The organism is Streptomyces sp. NPDC047061 (assembly GCF_040643955.1).
In the GTDB taxonomy this organism is placed as follows: domain Bacteria; phylum Actinomycetota; class Actinomycetes; order Streptomycetales; family Streptomycetaceae; genus Streptomyces.
On record NZ_JBEYVI010000014.1, the window covers coordinates 207,413 to 224,504 of the forward strand.

8 protein-coding genes, 1 pseudogene and 1 riboswitch are annotated in these 17,092 nt (G+C 73.5%); of the genes and pseudogenes, 3 read left to right on the top strand and 6 right to left on the bottom strand.

Annotation, left to right across the window (positions count from 1 at the left end; all coding sequences use genetic code 11):
- Window positions 1-124: 124 nt before the first annotated feature.
- Window positions 125-1,969, top strand: coding sequence for a glycoside hydrolase family 15 protein (locus ABZ887_RS22020; RefSeq protein ID WP_361291923.1), 1,845 nt, complete (start codon window positions 125-127; stop codon window positions 1,967-1,969).
- A gap of 3 nt (window positions 1,970-1,972) precedes the next feature.
- Here ABZ887_RS22020 and ABZ887_RS22025 read toward each other — a convergent pair whose 3' ends face one another.
- From ABZ887_RS22025 to ABZ887_RS22045, 5 genes are all read right to left on the bottom strand, one after another.
- The gene (locus ABZ887_RS22025; protein ID WP_361291925.1) at window positions 1,973-4,720 is read right to left on the bottom strand and encodes a SpoIIE family protein phosphatase; all 2,748 of its coding nucleotides are present in this window, start codon (window positions 4,718-4,720) and stop codon (window positions 1,973-1,975) included.
- An 81-nt stretch (window positions 4,721-4,801) separates the two neighbouring features.
- A complete protein-coding gene (locus ABZ887_RS22030) occupies window positions 4,802-7,360 on the bottom strand; it encodes a SpoIIE family protein phosphatase (protein ID WP_361291927.1) in 2,559 nt (852 codons plus the stop codon).
- 232 nt (window positions 7,361-7,592) lie between these two features.
- Window positions 7,593-7,874 carry a YkvA family protein gene (locus ABZ887_RS22035; RefSeq protein WP_089103535.1) on the bottom strand — a complete coding sequence of 94 codons (282 nt, stop codon included), beginning with the start codon at window positions 7,872-7,874 and terminating at the stop codon, window positions 7,593-7,595.
- Window positions 7,875-7,914: 40 nt separating this feature from the next.
- Window positions 7,915-9,063 carry a hypothetical protein gene (locus ABZ887_RS22040; protein WP_361291929.1) on the bottom strand — a complete coding sequence of 383 codons (1,149 nt, stop codon included), beginning with the start codon at window positions 9,061-9,063 and terminating at the stop codon, window positions 7,915-7,917.
- A 240-nt stretch (window positions 9,064-9,303) separates the two neighbouring features.
- On the bottom strand, window positions 9,304-10,668 hold the full coding sequence (locus ABZ887_RS22045) for an FAD-dependent oxidoreductase (RefSeq protein ID WP_361291931.1): 1,365 nt from the start codon (window positions 10,666-10,668) through the stop codon (window positions 9,304-9,306).
- Window positions 10,669-10,936: 268 nt separating this feature from the next.
- Here ABZ887_RS22045 and ABZ887_RS22050 point away from each other — a divergent pair, with 268 nt between their 5' ends.
- A complete protein-coding gene (locus tag ABZ887_RS22050) occupies window positions 10,937-11,995 on the top strand; it encodes an NAD-dependent epimerase/dehydratase family protein (RefSeq protein WP_361291933.1) in 1,059 nt (352 codons plus the stop codon).
- 32 nt (window positions 11,996-12,027) lie between these two features.
- On the opposite strand, the pseudogene ABZ887_RS22055 reads toward ABZ887_RS22050, so the two are convergent.
- Window positions 12,028-12,381: pseudogene (locus ABZ887_RS22055) on the bottom strand (C40 family peptidase); the annotation flags it as partial.
- 2,011 nt (window positions 12,382-14,392) lie between these two features.
- Window positions 14,393-14,569: riboswitch (cyclic di-AMP (ydaO/yuaA leader) on the bottom strand.
- 417 nt (window positions 14,570-14,986) lie between these two features.
- On the opposite strand from ABZ887_RS22055, the gene ABZ887_RS22060 reads away from it, so the two are divergent.
- The gene (locus tag ABZ887_RS22060; protein ID WP_361291955.1) at window positions 14,987-16,960 is read left to right on the top strand and encodes a DUF1996 domain-containing protein; all 1,974 of its coding nucleotides are present in this window, start codon (window positions 14,987-14,989) and stop codon (window positions 16,958-16,960) included.
- Window positions 16,961-17,092 lie beyond the last annotated feature (132 nt).

Consider the following 17,092-nt stretch of genomic DNA (forward strand, 5'->3'; position numbering starts at 1 on the left):
CCGGCCGCACCCCGCATCCCGAGCGGCCCGGGGCGCTGCCCGGTGCCGGCGGCCGGTGTCGGAAGGATAGCGCCCCTTTTAGGCGGTAAGGTAGCGATACATCCGTTCCGGGGAGGCCGTCACGATGGCCGAACAGCCGTTCTATCAGAATGCGCCCGGGAGCCCCCGCTACCTGCCGATCGCCGAGCACGGGCTGATCGGCGATCTGCGCAGCGTGGCCCTGGTCGGCAGCAACGGCACGATCGACTGGTACTGCAGCCCGTCCTTCGACGCCCCCAGCGTCTTCGCCGCCGTCCTGGACGCCGAGCGCGGCGGCTTCTTCGCGCTGGCCGCGGCCGTACCGGCCCGGACCAAGCAGTTCTACTTCCCCGACACCAATGTGCTGATCACCCGGTTCTACACCGACGAGGGCGTTGGCGAGGTCCAGGACTTCATGCCGGTGGCGGGCGAGTCGGGCGAGCCGGCCGAGTGCGAGCGGCACCGGCTGATCCGCCGGGTGCTGTGCGTGCGCGGCACCGTGCCCTTCCGGGTGCGGGTGGCCCCCCGCTTCAACTACGGCGCCGACCCGCACACCCTGCGCCTGCTCGGGGACACCGCCCTGTTCGAGTCCGCGGCCAAGTCCCTGCTGCTCACCTCCACGGTGGTCCTGGAGGGCGACGGCCCGGACGCCTGTGCCGACTTCAAGCTCTCCGAGGGCGAGTCCGCCGTCTTCGCCCTCGACCAGGCCGGCGAGGACATCGCCCCGCGCGGCTGCGCCCGCGCCGAGGCCGAGCGTCAGTTCGAGACCACCGTCTGCTACTGGCGGCGCTGGCTGCACCAGTCCCGCTACCGGGGCCGCTGGCGCGAGATGGTGCACCGCTCGGCGCTCACCCTGAAGCTGCTCACCTACGCGCCCACCGGCGCCATCGTCGCCGCGCCGACCACCAGCCTCCCCGAGCAGTTCGGCGGCGAACGCAACTGGGACTACCGCTACGTCTGGATCCGCGACGCCGCCTTCGCCGTCTACGCCCTGCTGCGGCTCGGCTTCAGCAGCGAGGCGGCGGCCTTCATGAAGTTCGTGACCACCTACATCAGCCCCGGCGACGGCTTCGCCTCCGGCCCGCTGCAGATCATGTACGGCATCGACGGCCGCACCGACCTGCCCGAACGCGAGCTCACGTACCTGGAGGGCCACTGCGGCTCCGCCCCGGTCCGGGTCGGCAACGGCGCGGCGGGCCAGCTCCAGCTCGACATCTACGGCGCCCTCATCGACTCGATCTACCTCTACGACAAGTGGGCCGAGCCCATCTCCAGCGGCCAGTGGGACGACGTCACCCGCCTCGTCGAATGGGTCTGCGACCACTGGGACCAGCCCGACGAGGGCATCTGGGAGACCCGCGGCGGCCGCAAGAACTTCCTCTACTCGCGTCTGATGTGCTGGGTCGCCGTCGAGCGGGCGATCCGCCTCGCCAACCGGCGCGGTCTGCCGGCCGACCTGCCCCGCTGGCGGCAGTGCCGCGACACCATCTACCGGTGGATCATGGACCGCGGCTGGTCCGAGCGGCGCGGCGCGTTCGTCCAGCACGAGGGCGGCGACGTCCTTGACGCCTCGCTGCTCATGATGCCCCTGGCCAAGTTCATCGCCCCCACCGACCCCAAGTGGCTGTCCACCCTGGACGCCCTCACCGAGGACCTGGTCTCCGACTCCCTCGTCTACCGCTACGACCCGCAGGCCAGCCCCGACGGACTCCGCGGCGACGAGGGCACCTTCTCCATCTGCTCCTTCTGGTACGTGGAGGCCCTGGTGCGCGCCGGACGCGTGGACGAGGCCCGGCTCGCCTTCGAGAAGATGCTCACCTACGCCAACCATCTCGGCCTGTACGCCGAGGAGATCGGCCGCACCGGCGAGCAACAGGGCAACTTCCCGCAGGCGTTCACCCATCTCTCCCTCATCAGCGCCGCGTTCAACCTCGACCGCGCGCTGGGCTGAGGGTCACGGCAGCGGCTGCTCCGCCCAGATGACCTTCCCGGCGGGCGTGTACCGGGTGCCCCAGCGCTCGGACAGCTGCGCGACCAGGAAGAGGCCCCGGCCGCCCTCGTCGGTGCTCGCCGCGTACCGCAGATGCGGCGAGGTGGTGCTCGCGTCGGAGACCTCGCAGATCAGCGACCGGTCGCGGAGCAGCCGTACCCCGATGGGCGGCCGGCCGTGCCGGATGGCGTTGGTGACCAGCTCGCTGAGGATCAGCTCGGTGGTGAACGACAGCTCGTCCAGGTCCCACTCCGCCAGCTGCCGGGTCACCTTGGCGCGGACCTCGGAGACGGCCGCCGGATCAGCCGGCACCTGCCACTCGGCGATCCGGTCCGCACCGAGCGCCCGGGTGCGGGCGACGATCAGCGCCACGTCGTCGCTGGGGCGGGCCGGCAGTCGCTCCAGCACGGCCGCACAGGTGTCGTCGGGGGTGGCGCCGACCGCCGACTCCAACGCGCCGGCGAGCAGTTCGAGGCCCTCGTCGATGTCCCGCTGCCGGTCCTCGACCAGGCCGTCGGTGTAGAGGACCAGACTGCTGCCCTCGGGAAGCTCGAGCTCGGCCGTCTCGAAAGGCAGTCCCCCCACGCCCAGCGGCGGGCCCGCCGGCACGTCCGGGAACTCCACGCCGCCGTCGGGTCTCATCAGCGCCGGCGGCGGATGACCGGCCCGGGCCACCGTGCAGCGCCGGGACGCCGGGTCGTAGATCGCGTACAGACAGGTCGCCCCGGTGATCGTGGCCGCGGTGTCCGCGTCGTCCGCGGGGGTCTCGTCCTGGTCGATACGGCTCACCAGCTCGTCCAGCAGCCCCATCAGCTCGTCGGGCGGCAGGTCGAGCGCCGTGAAGTTGTGCACGGCGGTGCGCAGCCGCCCCATGGTCGCCGCCGCGTGCAGCCCGTGCCCCACCACGTCCCCGACCACCAGCGCCACCCGGGCCCCGGACAGCGGCAGCACGTCGAACCAGTCGCCGCCCACCCCCGACTGGGCCGGCAGATAGCGGTAGGCGATGTCCAGGGCGCTCTGCGCGGGCAGGCTGCGCGGCAGCAGGCTGCGCTGCAGGGTCACCGCCATGCTGTGCTCGCGCGTGTAGCGGCGGGCGTTGTCGATGGAGACGGCGGCCCGTGCCACCAGCTCCTCCGCGAGGGCCAGTTCCTCGGTGTCGAACGGCGCGGGCTTCTCCGAACGGCAGAAGTTGGCCAGGCCCAGCACCAGGCTGCCGGCCCGCAGCGGCACCGTGATCAGCGAGTGGATGCCGAACTCCAGGATCCGGCCGGTCAGTTCCACGTCCTGGGACCGCCAGCCGGGCGAGTCCCGCAGCCGCGGCTCGACGACGGACTCGCCGGTCTCCAGACTCCGGCCCTGCGGCGAGGACGCCACGAACTGGAACCGCTCGCCGACCGGGTACAGCGGGGCGTCCTTGCGGATGCCGGCGAACGCCACCCGGCGCAGCGCGTCCCCGGGCTTCGGCTCCTCGCCCTTGAGGACCGCGTCGTACAGGTCGATGGTGGCGTAGTCCGCGAACCGCGGCACGGCCAGCTCCGCCAGCTCCTCGGCGGTGCGGGTGACGTCCAGGCTGGTGCCGATGCCCACCCCGGCGTCGTACAGCATGTTCAGGCGCTCGCGGGCCACCTCGGCGCGCCCGGACAGGGCCCGCAGCTCGGTGGTGTCGCGCAGGGTGGTGACGCTGCCTGGCGGGCCGCCGCGCACCTCGATGGGGCGCTGGTTGACGGCCAGCAGCCGGTCCTTGACCCGGTGCACCTCGTCGGTGGCGACCCGTCCCGAGGCGATCAGCGCCGCCGTCGCCGGATCCAGGCCGAGGTCCGGGACCCGGCGGCGCTCGGCGTCCCCGGGCAGGTCCAGCAGGCGCTGTGCCTCGTCGTTGGCGAGCATCAGCCGGCCGTCGCCGCCGACGATCAGCACACCCTCCCGCACGGAGTGCAGCACCGCGTCGTGGTGCTCGTACATCCGGGTCATCTCGTCCGGGCCGAGGCCGTGCGTCTGGCGCAGCAGCCGCCGGCTGACCAGCGCCGTCCCCGCGGTCGCCAGGGCCAGCGCCGCGGCGGCCGCGGTCAGCAGCAGCGGCAGCTGCTGGTCGGCGGTGCCGCCCACGTGCGCGGTGGTGATGCCGGCCGACACCAGGCCCACCACCTTGCCGTCCGCGTCCCGGACCGGGACCACGGCCTGCACCAGTTCCCCGATGGTGCCGTGGACCTCCTCGGTGACCGTCCCGCCGGCCAGCGCGGGCCCGATCGTCCCGACGAACTTCTTGCCGATGCGGTCCGGCTTGGGGTGCGTGTACCGGATCCCGTCGGTGTTCATGACGACGATGAAGTCCACGCCGGTCGCCTTGCGGGCCGCCTCCGCCCGCGGCTGCAGCACCGCCGTGGGGTCGGGCAGCCGCAACGCCGCCGCCGTGCCGGGGGCTTCGGCGAAGGTCTGGGCGACGGCCAGGGACCGGTTGCGGGCCTCCATGGTGCTGTCGTGCCGTACCTGGAGCACCAGGGCCACCACGGCCGACACCACCAGCAGCAGCACGATCACCACTTGCAGCACGAAGACCTGACCGGCCACGCTGCGCCCGCTCAGCGCCGACCACAGCCGTCCGGACCGGATGCGCCCCGGGCCGCTCGGCTCCCGCTCCCGCTCGGCGAGCGGCGCGTGCGGAGTCCCGGATCGGGACGGCCGAGTGTCGGACCGGCCGGGCTGACGGACCATGAGCCCATGTCTACACTGCCCCGCCCCGCGAGGCGAGAGCGCCCCCTGAGGTAACCGGTGGGATACCCCGCTGTGCCCCGGTCACCCTCCGGGCGCGGGTTCCGGGCGGCGGGTGGCGAGCAGCAGTGCCACGTCGTCGGGCCGGTCGGTGGCGTGCCGGGCCGTGGCGGTCAGCCGGTCGGCCACTCCGGTCAGGGTCCGGCCGCCGGGCCGCCCCGGCGCCGCCCCGGCCTCGGACAGGGCCGCCGCCAGCGCGGCTATGCCGTCGTCGATGTCCGCGCCCGGCCGCTCCACCAGCCCGTCCGTGTACAGGGCGAGGATCGCGTCCGGCGCCAGCTCCAGCTCGGTCACCGGATACCGGGCCCGCGGGTCCACGCCCAGGACGACACCGCCGGGTATCTCCAGGACGCGGGTGCGGCCGTCCGGATCGCGCAGCAGGGGCTGCGGATGACCGGCCCGGGCGATCCGGACGAGCCCGGTGGCGGGGTCCAGTCGCAGATAGCAGCAGCTTGCGAACTGACCCGGGTCGAGGTCGATGAGCAGCCGGTTGGTGCCGCTCAGCACCTCGTCGGGCGGCCGGTCGCCGAGCGCGAACGCCCGCACCGCGCTGCGCAGTTGCCCCATGGTGGCGGCCGCCTGCACGCCGTGCCCCTGGACGTCGCCGATGACCAGGGCGAGACCGTCGCCCGCCCCGACGACGTCGTACCAGTCGCCGCCCACGTCCATGCCCTGGGTGCCCGGCAGATACCGGCCCGCGGTCTCCACCCGGGGGTGCGCCGACAGCCGGCGCGGCAGCAGCGCCTGCTGGAGGCCGCGGGCGAGGGCGGCCTCGCTGTCGTAGCGCCGGGCCTTCTCCATCGCGTGCGCGATCAGGCCCGCGAGGGCCGTGAGGACGGTGCGCTCCTCGGTGCTGAAGCCGCGCTCCACGTCGAAGCCGAGGATGCAGGTGCCGACCGGGCGCCCCGAGGCGATCAGCGGCAGGAAGGCGCGGGCGCCGACGTCGGCGTCCAGGGCGAGGCCCGGATAGGTCCTTGCCAGCTGCCGCATCGACTCGAAGAACAGCGGCCTGCCGGTGGTGAGGGCCTCGACACCGGGGATACGGGCGTCCAGGCCGACCCCGTCGAACGGGGCGAGGAAGCCCGGCGGGAAGCCGGTCTCCCAGGCGAGGTAGAGATGCCGGTCCTGGAGCAGGTAGATGGCCAGCCGGCGGCCGCCGAACGCGGGGAGCAGCTCCTGCATCACCACCGCGGACACCTGCTGGGCGGTCACCGCGTCGGTCAGCGCGATGGCCAGGGCGATCGGCCGGTACAGCGGGGCCATCGAAGGACCGCCGGGAACGCCGGGCCCAGCGGGCCGCCCGAGCCCGGCCGCCGCGCCCGGCTCGGCGACCGCGCCCGGCTGGGCTGTCGCGTCCGGTTCGGCGGGGCGGGGCAGGTGCACGGCCGGGTCGATCCGGCTCGCCGGGACGACCGTGCAGGTGATGAGGTCCGAGCCCGGGTGCAGGGACAGGGCGAGGCACTCGCCCTCGGCGACGTCCTCGCACCGGACCTGGAAGTGCACCGGACCGCGGGCCAGCAGCGCACCCCTCCAGTGGTCGTCGTAGGGCGGCCCGCTCAGCCACGGCATCGCCTCCCAGACGGGCCTGCCGAGCAGCTCGGAGCGCGGCCGGCCCGCCAGATGGACGAGGGCCGGATTGGCGTAGCGGACGATTCCCGAGCGGTCCATGCAGAAGACGCCCTGGGGGAGCAGATCGGCCGCTCCGTCGGCGGCCGCGGCCGGGCCCGGGTCGACGACGATCCCGGAGACCAGGGACGGGTCGGCGGTGCCGGGCGGCGGCCACATTTCCAGCAGGAGCGGGGCACCGTCCACGGCCCGCACCCGCAGCGGGGAGTGCGGCGGCTTGCCGGCCGCGGTCTCGTGCAGCGCGGTCAGCACGTCGTCGGCGTCGTCTGGCGTCACGGCCACGGCCAGCTCGGCACCGGTACCGGGGAAGTCCTCCGGCGCCATGCCGAGCAGGGCGTGCAGCCGGTCGTCCGCGCGCACCGCCGAGGTGACCGGATCCCAGGTGAAACGGCCCACCCGGGCCGCCCCGGGCCGCGGCGCGGGCGGCCGTATGCACACCGGCTCGCCCTCCCAGGCGACCGCCGCGTCGCCCTCCTCGGCCACCAGCTCGCGCAGCCCGGCCCCCAGCCGCTCGGCCAGCCGGCCCAGCCGGTCCAGGTCGGGCAGCTCGTCCACGGTGTCCGGGGTCGCGGGCCGCAGCACGGTCAGCACCCCGAAGGACGGCTCCGCACCGGGCACGGGCGTGTACACCGACCCGAACTGGAACGGCAGGCCCGCCGCGAACTGGGGATAGCGGCGCACCATCTCGGTGGCGTCGGGCAGCACCACCCGCACGCCGAGCCGGTAGGCGTCCGCGACCGGGAACGGCCGGTCCACGTGCAGCCGCCACCAGGGCCGGAACAGCGGGCCGGGAAGCCCCACCAGTGTGGCCAGCCGCAACAGGCCCGGGGTACCGGAGCGCAGGTACACCCCGGCGACGTGGCCGCCCGCCGCGCCCAGGGCGCCGGTCGAGGCCTCGACCAGCAGCGCGGTCAGCCGCTCACGCGCCCGGCCCATGTGCTCGCCGCTCCCAGTCATCGGGTCCTACCTAGTCCGCGCACCGCCGGGTGGGTGACACAGCAAGAATGCGTCACGACGGCCCGAAAACGCACCTCCGCGACACGGAACCACGGCGGTTGCGGCGCCGGCGGCGGCCGGTTCGCCCCGCGCGCACCGGCCGAAGCGCCAGGTGACCGTCCTCACAGGCGTCACGGACGCCCCCGGGACACCGGCGAATGTGTCGTGCATCACCCTGCTCATGCCGGGCGGGTCAGAGTTCCGGGTCCTCCGCCGGGAGGGCCGCGCGCATCGAGCGCAGGGCCAGCAGCAGGACGCCGATGTCGTCCAGGTAGATCGGGTCGGGCAGCAGGTCGGTGGGGAGCACCAGGTACAGCACGGCACCCCAGAACACCCAGCGCGAGCCGGTCGGCAGCCCGGCCCGGCGCAGGGTGCGCCGGGTGCGGACCAGCCGTACGAGTACGGCGACGGCGCCCGCCAGCAGGGCCGCGGCGACGATCGCGCAGATCACGAGCACGGTCGTGGTGGTGTCCATGGCTGTCCTGTCGTCCGGCCCCGATCCGGTCCGGGGTCTCTCACTGGTCCGTGTTCCCGGTTCGGTCCCCGGGCATGGCCGTCGGTTCGGCATTCTCCTTCGGGGCCCGCAGTCCCTTGAAGGCGCGGGTCAACTGCTGGAAGGGGGAGGCGGGTTGGGGCGCCGCTGCGGCCGGTGCGGGGGTGTCGCGGAGGGCGGCGAGCGCCTCGCCGGCCCGCTCGGCGGCCTCCCGGTACAGGTCCCGGGACCTGGTCATGGCCTCCAGCGCCTCTGCGTACTGCGCGACGCGCTTCCGTTCGCGCGCCAGCTCCTCCTCCAGCGTCATCAGGGTCCAGTTGTCCCGCAGATCGGCCAGCGCCTCCTCGGCGCCCTGCGGCGCGGGCTTCGGCAGCGCGGCGAACCGGCGTACGGCGGCGATCAGTTCGGTGGGCTCCGAGCCGTCCAGGAAGACGCTGCGCACCGCGTACTGCTGCGCGTCGTAGTCCGACGGCGCCGGGTCCGGGGGCAGCAGCACGGCGCCGCCGCGCGGGACCTCGGCACCGAGGTCGCGCAGCGCCCAGTTGACGGCACGGAACTGCTGGGGCGCGGCCCGGTGTTCGACGACGCGGTGCGCGAGGCCGGGCGGCAGCTGCCGGACCAGTGGCAGCCGGCCGAGTGCGTCGGGCGTCATCGCCTCGTGCACGACGAGGTTGACGCACCAGGCGTCCTTCGCCGCGTCCCGCAGCACCCGGCGCATGTCCTTGTCGTCGGCGGGCAGCGGGTTGACCGTGCGCAGCCGCACGCCTGCCACGGCCGGGTGGTAGTCCCAGGCGGCCTCGCCGCCGTCACCGGCCTCCTCGCCGTCCGGCCAGAACATCTGCGCGGGGGAGGGCCAGGCCTCGTCCCAGGGCCGGTCGGCCTCGGCGACGAGCTGCCACTCGCGCCCGGCCTGATGGCCGCGCGGGTCGACGAGGGTGAGCCGGGCGCGCACCGTCACGGTGCCGTCGTCGACGCGCCAGCGCGCCTCGAAGACCCGTCGGGCAAGGTCGTCGGGGATCGGGGGTTCGGCGAAGTCGTCGAGGGCGCCGGTCTCCTTGCGGCGGCGCAGGATCCTGCGGATCACCTCTTCGGAGTTCGGGCCCGTGTGGCGGCCGCGTGCGGGCCAGACGGTCGGCGGAAGGACGGCGCGGTCGGTGGCGGAGTTCGACATGGGCCAATCTGCTGGTGGGAGCGGGCTGCGTCTTCCAGTATCCCCGCTCGGGAGTGTGCCCCGCCGAGCGGGGCCGCCCGCGCACGGGGTGTGCGCCCCGCACCCGGGGCGCACACCGTGTGCGTCGTACGACGCCCGTTCACCCGTGCCCTTGATCCGGCACGCCCCCGCACAATGGTGCGGCGAACGGGGCCCGCCCGACCATCCGCTCAGGGGCGGGCCCCGTTCGGCGTCAGTGCCTCACGCGCCGCTCTCGCGGAGCATGTCCTCGCGCTCCACGAGCTTGACGCGCTCGCGGCCCTGCGGCTCGCCCAGCGCCTTCTCGGCGGCGTCCAGCCGGTACCAGCCCTCCCAGGTGGTGAAGCGGACCTCGCGCTCCGCGAGGAAGGCCTCCACGGCCTCCGGCGCGGGGGCCTCCGGGGTGTGCAGCCGGTCGTTCGCGTAGTCGTCCAGCAGGTTCGACACCGTCTCGTTGGCGTCGCCCTTGGTGTGGCCGATCAGACCGACCGGGCCGCGGCGGATCCAGCCGGTGACGTACGTCGACGTGAGGTGGCTGCCGCTCTCCTCGATGACGCGGCCGCCCTCGTCCGGGACCGTGCCCGACTCGATGTCCCACGGCAGCTTGGGGAGCTTGTCGGAGAGGTAGCCGACGGCGCGGTAGACCGCGGTGAGGTCCCAGTCCTTGAACTCGCCGGTGCCCTTCACGTTGCCGGTGCCGTCCAGCGCGGTGCGCTCGGTGCGCAGGCCGGTGACCCGGCCGTCCTCGCCGAGGATCTCCGTCGGCGACTCGAAGAAGTGCAGGAAGAGCTTGTGCGGGCGGTCGCCGACGTCGCGGATCGCCCAGTTCTCCAGGGTCTTGGCGACCATGTCGGCCTGCTTGTTGCCGCGCCGGGTCTCGATCGAGCCCTCGTCGTAGTCGATGTCCTCGGGGTCGACGATGACCTCGATGTTGGGGGAGTGGTCCAGCTCCCGCAACTCCATCGGGGAGAACTTCGCCTGTGCCGGGCCGCGGCGGCCGAAGACGTGCACCTCGAGCGCCTTGTTGGCCTTGAGGCCCTCGTGGACGTTCGGCGGGATCTCCGTCGGGAGCAGCTCGTCGGCGGTCTTGGCGAGGATGCGGGCCACGTCCAGGGCCACGTTGCCGACGCCGAGGACCGCGACCTTCTCGGCCTCCAGCGGCCAGGTGCGCGGCACGTCCGGGTGGCCGTCGTACCAGGAGACGAAGTCGGCGGCGCCGTAGGAGCCGTCCAGCTCGATCCCGGGTATCCGCAGCTCGCGGTCGGCGGTCGCGCCGGTCGAGAAGATCACCGCGTCGTAGAAGGAGCGCAGGTCGTCGAGGCTGATGTCGGTCGGGTAGTCCACGTTGCCGAAGAGGCGGATCTGCGGCTTGTCGAGCACCTGGTGCAGGGCGGTGATGATGCCCTTGATGCGCGGGTGGTCGGGGGCGACGCCGTACCGGATCAGGCCGAACGGGGCGGGCATCCGCTCGAAGAGGTCGATGGACACGCCGGGCTCGGCGGCCACCGCGGACTTGAGCAGGGCGTCGGCGGCGTAGATCCCGGCGGGGCCGGCTCCGACGATGGCTACCCGCAGGGGGCGCGGCATGATCAGGTTCCCTTCGAGTGAGGACAAGCGATCTCGAACGGGAAGCCTAAACTAAGGCAGTCCTAAGTTAGTACGCGGGTCCGCCCTATGACCTCATAAGGCGATCTTATGACTTCTGTCGGGCCCGGCTTATGGCTCCAGGTGGCATCCGGGTGGCTCGTGGGACGCCACAGGGGCCGCCGGGCGCTTGGCGGGTGCCCCGCCCATGCACCAACCTGTCCTCTGCGGCGCACCGAGGCGCGGTGGCCCGAGGGCGAGGGGTGGAAGCGTGGACGCACGCGGGGAGACGACCGTCGCGGTGACCGGCGGCAGCGGATTCGTCGGCAGCCATCTGGTACGGCGGCTGCTGGAGCGCGGGTACCGGGTCCGTGCGACGGTCCGCCGTGCCTCCGACGCGACGAAGGTACGACCGCTGTGGGAGCTCCAGGAGGCCTTCCCGGGCCGACTGGCCCTGTTCGAGGCCGACCTGCTCGGCGACGGGTCCTTCGACGAGGCGTTCCGGGGCTGCGCGACCGTCTTCCACGTGGCCTCGCCGTTCCTGATGCCCGAGCGGATCAAGGACGGGCAACGGGACGTGGTGGACCCGGCGTTGCTCGGCACCCGCAACGTCCTCGGCAGCGTGGAGCGCACCCCGGAGGTGACGACCCTGGTCTTCACCTCCACCGTGGGCGCGATCTTCGGTGACTACGCCGACGTCCGCGAGATGGCCGGCGAGGTGCTGACGGAGAAGTACTTCAACACCACCAGCACGGTGGCGAACAACCCCTACCACTACGCCAAGACGGTCGCCGAGCGCGCCGCCCGGGACGCGGAGGCCGCCCAGGAGCGCTGGCGCCTGGTCTCGATCAACCCGGGACTGATCCTCGGCCCCTCCCTCACGCCCGCCTCCGAGTCCGGCAGCCTCTTCCTGCTCGACGAGCTGTTCAAGGGCTACTTCTGCTACGGCGCCCCGGACTTCAGCTTCACCACCGCCGACGTCCGCGACGTGGCCGACGCGCACATCGCGGCAGCGGAGAACCCGGCGGCGAGCGGCCGTTACATCGTGGCCAACGAGACGATGACGTCCTTCCACGAGATGTCCCGGATCATCCGCAGCCGACACCCCTGGGACCCGCGCCTGCCGCGCACCGCGCTCCCGCACGGGCCGGTGCGGGTCCTCGGGCCGCTCTTCGGCCTCACCCAGGACTACATACGCAAGCACCTCGGCATCCGCTTCCGCGTCGACAACGGCCGGAGCGTCCGCGAACTGGGCCTTGCCTACCGGCCCGTCGAGGAGACCCTCCTGGACCACCACGAGAGCTGGCGCACGCGGCGGCGGAGGGTCTGAGCCCGACGGGCAGGGGCAGGGAGGCCAGGTGGTCAGGCCGGGCGGATCACCCGGTGGATCGCCGACTCCCCGGCGTTGTAGATCGACTCCTCGCGGATCAGCGCTCCGGGGCTCGGCGCGTGCACCATCGTGCCGCCGCCCGCGTAGATTCCGACGTGGCTGTCGTCGTCGAAGAAGAAGACCAGGTCACCCGGCTCGATGGCGGCCAGCGTCATCGGGGTGCCGGCCAGCGTCTGCTCCGGCGCGCTGCGCGGCAGCGTGACACCGGCGGCGCGCCAGGCGGCCTGGGTGAGGCTGGAGCAGTCGTACGCCCCCGGACCGGTCGCCCCCCAGACGCACGGCCGGCCGATCTGCTCCCGTGCGAACGCCAGCGCCTTCATGGCCTTGCCCGGCTCGGCCACGGCGCCGGGCTGGACGAAGACACCGGGCGCGGGCGCGGCTGCGGCCACGGTGGGGACCGGGGCGGCGACCTGCGGGGGTGCGGTCGGCAGGGGGGTGGTGGGGAGCGGAGCCGTCATGACCGGGGCGGCGGTGGCCATCGCCATGGCGGGCGCGGCCATCATCATCGCTTCGGGCGGCGCGGCCATGGCCATGGGCGCCGCGGCCGTCGCGGCGACGGGGGGCGCCTGCATCGGTGCGGCCATCGGTGCGGTCATGGGCGCTGCCATGGGTGTCGGAATCGGTGCTGCCATGGGTGCCGACATGGGCGTGGGCATCGCTGCCGTCATGGGCGCCTGCATGGGTGCCGCCATCGGTGCGGGCATCGCGGCAGGGGGCGCTGCCATCGCTGTGGGCATCGCGGCAGGGGGCGCTGCCATCGCTGTGGGCATCGCGGCGGTGGCGTACGCGTAGGCGGCGTCGGCAGGTGGCATGGCTCCGGCGTACGCGTAGGCGGCGTCGGCGGGTGCCATGGCTCCGGCGTACGTGTACGCGTTGTCGGCGGGCGGCATGGCTCCGGCGTACGCGTAGGCGGCGTCGGCGGGCGGCATGGTTCCGGCGTACGCGTAGGCGGCGTCGGCCATGTCCGGGGCGGGCGCCGCGGCGTAGGCGGCGGCCGGCTGCATGGGGGCCATGGGCGCGGGGGTGGCGGGTGCCGCCGTCGCGTATCCGGCGGTGGCGTACGCGTAGGCGGTGTCGGCGGCGGCCTGGGGCACCTCGGTGTAACCGGCGGTCGCGTTCGGCGACATGACCCGGAAGCCGCCCATGTCCATCGGAGCCGGAGCCGGGGCAGCGGCGGCGGGCGCCATGGTCGGGAAGGCGCCGGAGTCGGTGGGGGCGGCGGTGGGGAAGACGCCGGTGCTCATGGGGTCCGCGGTCGGGAAGGCTCCCGCGTCGGCCGAGTTCGGCATCGGGAACGAGCCCGTGGCGCCCGGCGTCATGATGCGGAAGGAGCCGGTGTCCCCCACGGCCGGAGCCGCAGCCTGGCCGGGGGTGGTGTCCATGTCCAGGGGAGACACACCCGGGAACACCGCGGTGCCCGAGCTGCCCGGGGTCATGATGCGGAAGCCGGTCATGTCCGCCGGAGCCGGAGCCGGACTCTGAGCCGCGACCGGAGCCATGGTCCGGGCGGGGGCGGGGCCCGCGTCCATCGGGGGCACCCCGGGGAAGCTGCCGGTGCCCGGGCCGCCCGGCGTCATGACGCGGAAGCCGGTCGGGTCCGCCGGGGGCGTGGCACGGCTGGCGCCGGTACCGCCCGGGGTCATGATGCGGAACGTACCCGTGTCGGTGGCGGACACGATCGGGATGCCGCCCGTCTCGGTCACCGCGGGGATCGCGCGGGTGGCGGCGAGGGCGTCGCTCCGGAAGGAGCCGCTGTCGGTCCGCTGGCTCGGTATGCCGACGGCGGGAGCCGCCGCCCACTGCTGCGCCGCGGCCTGGGCCTCGGGCGTGGGCCACGGGGTCTGTGCGGTCGGCACGGGCTGTGCGGACGGAACCGGCTGGGCGGCCGGGGCAGCTTCGAGCGCGGCCACCGCGCGCTGCTCCGGCCTCGGAGGCTGCGGCAGCTCGCGGACGACCTCGAAGTCGGTCTGCGCGGACGGACCCGCGGTCAGCTCCAGCCGGGCCGGGCCGGAGCCCTCCAGCTGGCCGAGCAGGTCGGCGGCCATGGCGCTGACGGGACGCCGCGGGCCGGACCGGGCCGGCTGCCGGTCGGAGGGGAGTGCGGCCGGGACGCTCGGTCCCAGCTTCGAACGGGCGCCGTCGAACCACTCCCGGGCGATGTTGTCGAGGCCCGGGTCGTCGCGACGGGTCCGCTTGAGCGGGACACCGCGTGAGCGTGAACCCCCGCTCATCGCGCGCGTGGCGTTGTAGTTCCCGGTGGCGTTCTCGGCCTGGTCGTAGAGGCTGTTGATCCGCTGTCGAACCTCGTCACGGCTCTCGGGCGCCATTGAGGGGTCGTGCTCCTTCCGTACTCCGCCTACCGAGTTAGCTGTCGGGTTCGGGCGGTGAAGTCCGGAAGGCATGCCCTACGGCCGCCGTCCTCATGGACGTCCGGCCGATTCACCCCAGTGGTTCGGTTGGGTCCCCGGTTCCGGATTCGCCTCTGGAAGGCACCGGATTCGGCGGAGGCCGCGCGGCCCGGCGGGATTCGCCGGAGGGAGCCGAGCGGCTTGCCCGTCAACTTAGCCAACTTGTGTCACTCGTGTGAAGGTTGAAGTGCGTAATGTCCGATACGTATTTGTGATGTTCGTCTTAGCGTTCGGAACTCGACCGTACGGGACGGCATTTCGCGCGCATCCATTGCTTTCGCAGGGTCACCAGGGTGTTGCCGTCGGTTGCGTCCCCCTGTTTCGTGACCGTTCCGGGACACGCGCTTTCTATGAGGTAGCCGTGAATTCGTGGGTCTGTTGAACACGATGGCGCCGCAGCCCGTATAGGGCGGGGGATTTCCATGCCCGGCCGCCCACGACATGCAGGGGAACGACCTTGAGACGCAACAGGCGCAGACGCCCGACCGGCGCACAACGCGCGACCTTCGCAGCGGTCGCCCTGATGCTCGGCGGCGGTGGACTGGTCGCGGTGAACGTCTATGCCTCGGCCACCGAGGGCGGGGACCAGCAGGCATCGGTCGCCACCGGCCAGGTGCTGTCCGCGCCCACCATCTACTGCCCCGACGTCGGCGGCCGGCTGACGGAGGTACCCGACGGGGCGCGGGCCGACGTCGACAACGAACTCGCCCAGCTGGACCAGCAGGTCGCGGCCGCGTACCAGCAACTCACCGAGTCCGCCGCGGAGATCGAGCAGAACCCCGGCCTCGCCGACCAGACGATCATGAGCCCGCTGAAGGAGAAGCGGTCCGAGTCGCTGCAGCGCATCGCCGACGCCATCGGCCGCGAGGGCGACCGCCCGCAGGGCTTGGACGACCTCGCCGCGTGCACCCTGCGCTCCTCCACCCAGGGCGACGGGCAGTCCGCGACCCCCCAGGGCGGTGCCACGCCGAGCCAGAGCGGCCAGGGCAGCGCCGCGCCGAGCCAGGGCACCGGCGCCGGCGGCCAGGGCGGCAACGGGCCGGTCGCCGCCGACTACGCGGACATCACCTCCGTGCAGCCCAATGTCACCACCCCGGCCGAACAGTCGGGCGGCTCCACCGGCACCTTCTCCTCCAGCTGCGGCGTCAACGCGAACGGCCTGTTCAACTCGGACAACGTGATCGTCGCGCCCGGCGTCTCCAACGGCGCCCACCACTTCCACGACTACATCGGCAACCAGTCCAACAACGCCTTCGCCAGCGACGACGACCTCGCGAACGCCGACACCAGCTGCGCGGACCAGGGTGACAAGTCGACGTACTACTGGCCGGTGCTGCGGCTGCAGAACGGCAAGCAGGAGCGGGACGCCGACAAGCCGGGCGGCGGCACCGAGGGCAACGCCGGGCAGATCGTCACGGCCAAGGAGGTCACGCTGACCTTCGAGGGCAACCCCACCTCCAAGGTCACCGAGATGCCGCGGCTGCTGCGCATCATCACCGGCGACGCCAAGGCGTTCGTCAACGGCCCGGGCAACGCCAACGCCTCCTGGAGCTGCACCGGGTTCGAGGACCGGCAGCTCAAGGACAAGTACCCGCTCTGCCCCTCGGGCAGTGACGTCGTGCGCACGTTCAGGTTCCAGAGCTGCTGGGACGGCCGGAACATCGACAGCGCCAACCACCGCACCCACGTGGCCTTCGAGGCCCCCGACGGCAGCTGCCCGGCCGGCTTCCAGGCCATCCCGCAGCTGGTGCAGCGCATCGTCTACGACGTGGACGCGCCGAGCCTCCAGGACGGCGGCCGTACGGTCCCGCTGTTCGCGGTGGACTCGTTCCCCGAGCAGCTGCACAAGCCCGTCACCGACCACGGCGACTTCATCAACGTCTTCGACGAGAGCCTGATGCGGAAGATGGTCGACTGCATCAACTCCGGCCGCACGTGCGGTGCGGGGGCCGACGAGCAGCCGCCGTCCCAGAGCGCGGAGCCGTCCGAGCCGTCCGGGCCGAGCGACACCGCGAGCCCGGTCGCCCCGCCGGCCGAGACGCAGAGCGCCGAGCCGTCCGAGCCGGTGACCGAGCAGCCGTCGACCGAGCCGCCGGCCGACACCCCGGCCACCGAGACCGCCCCCGCCTCGGACGACGCCTCCACCCCGGCCTCCGGCGGCACCGAGCTGCCGAGGGTCTACGCGAGCGCGTCGCCGAAGAAGACGTCGACCACGAAGCCGTCGGGCGGCGGCGTCATCAGCAAGCCGACCGAGCGGCCGGACACCGAGGCGCCGACCGAGGGTGCCGCCGCCACGCCGGCCGACACCGCGGCCGCCGTCCCGGCCGGCCAGGAGACCCCGGGCACCGGCTCCGGGACGCAGCCCCAGACCGAGCCCCAGGCGGTCCAGGGCGGTCTCGCCGAGACCGGCGCCCACCTGTGGCCCGCGATCTTCGGCGGGCTGCTGCTGGCCTCCGGGGGCGCGCTGCTGTGGCGCACCCGGCGCAACTCCGTCTGACCCTTCCGACCCTTCTCGAACGCCGCGCGCGGCGCGTCCCGGGCGGGGGGGCCGGGGGGGGGGGGCTGAAAAGTGGGGCGCCCCCGGGGGCCGCGCCGCGGGGGGGGGTGCGGGGCGCCCGGGGGCGCGGCC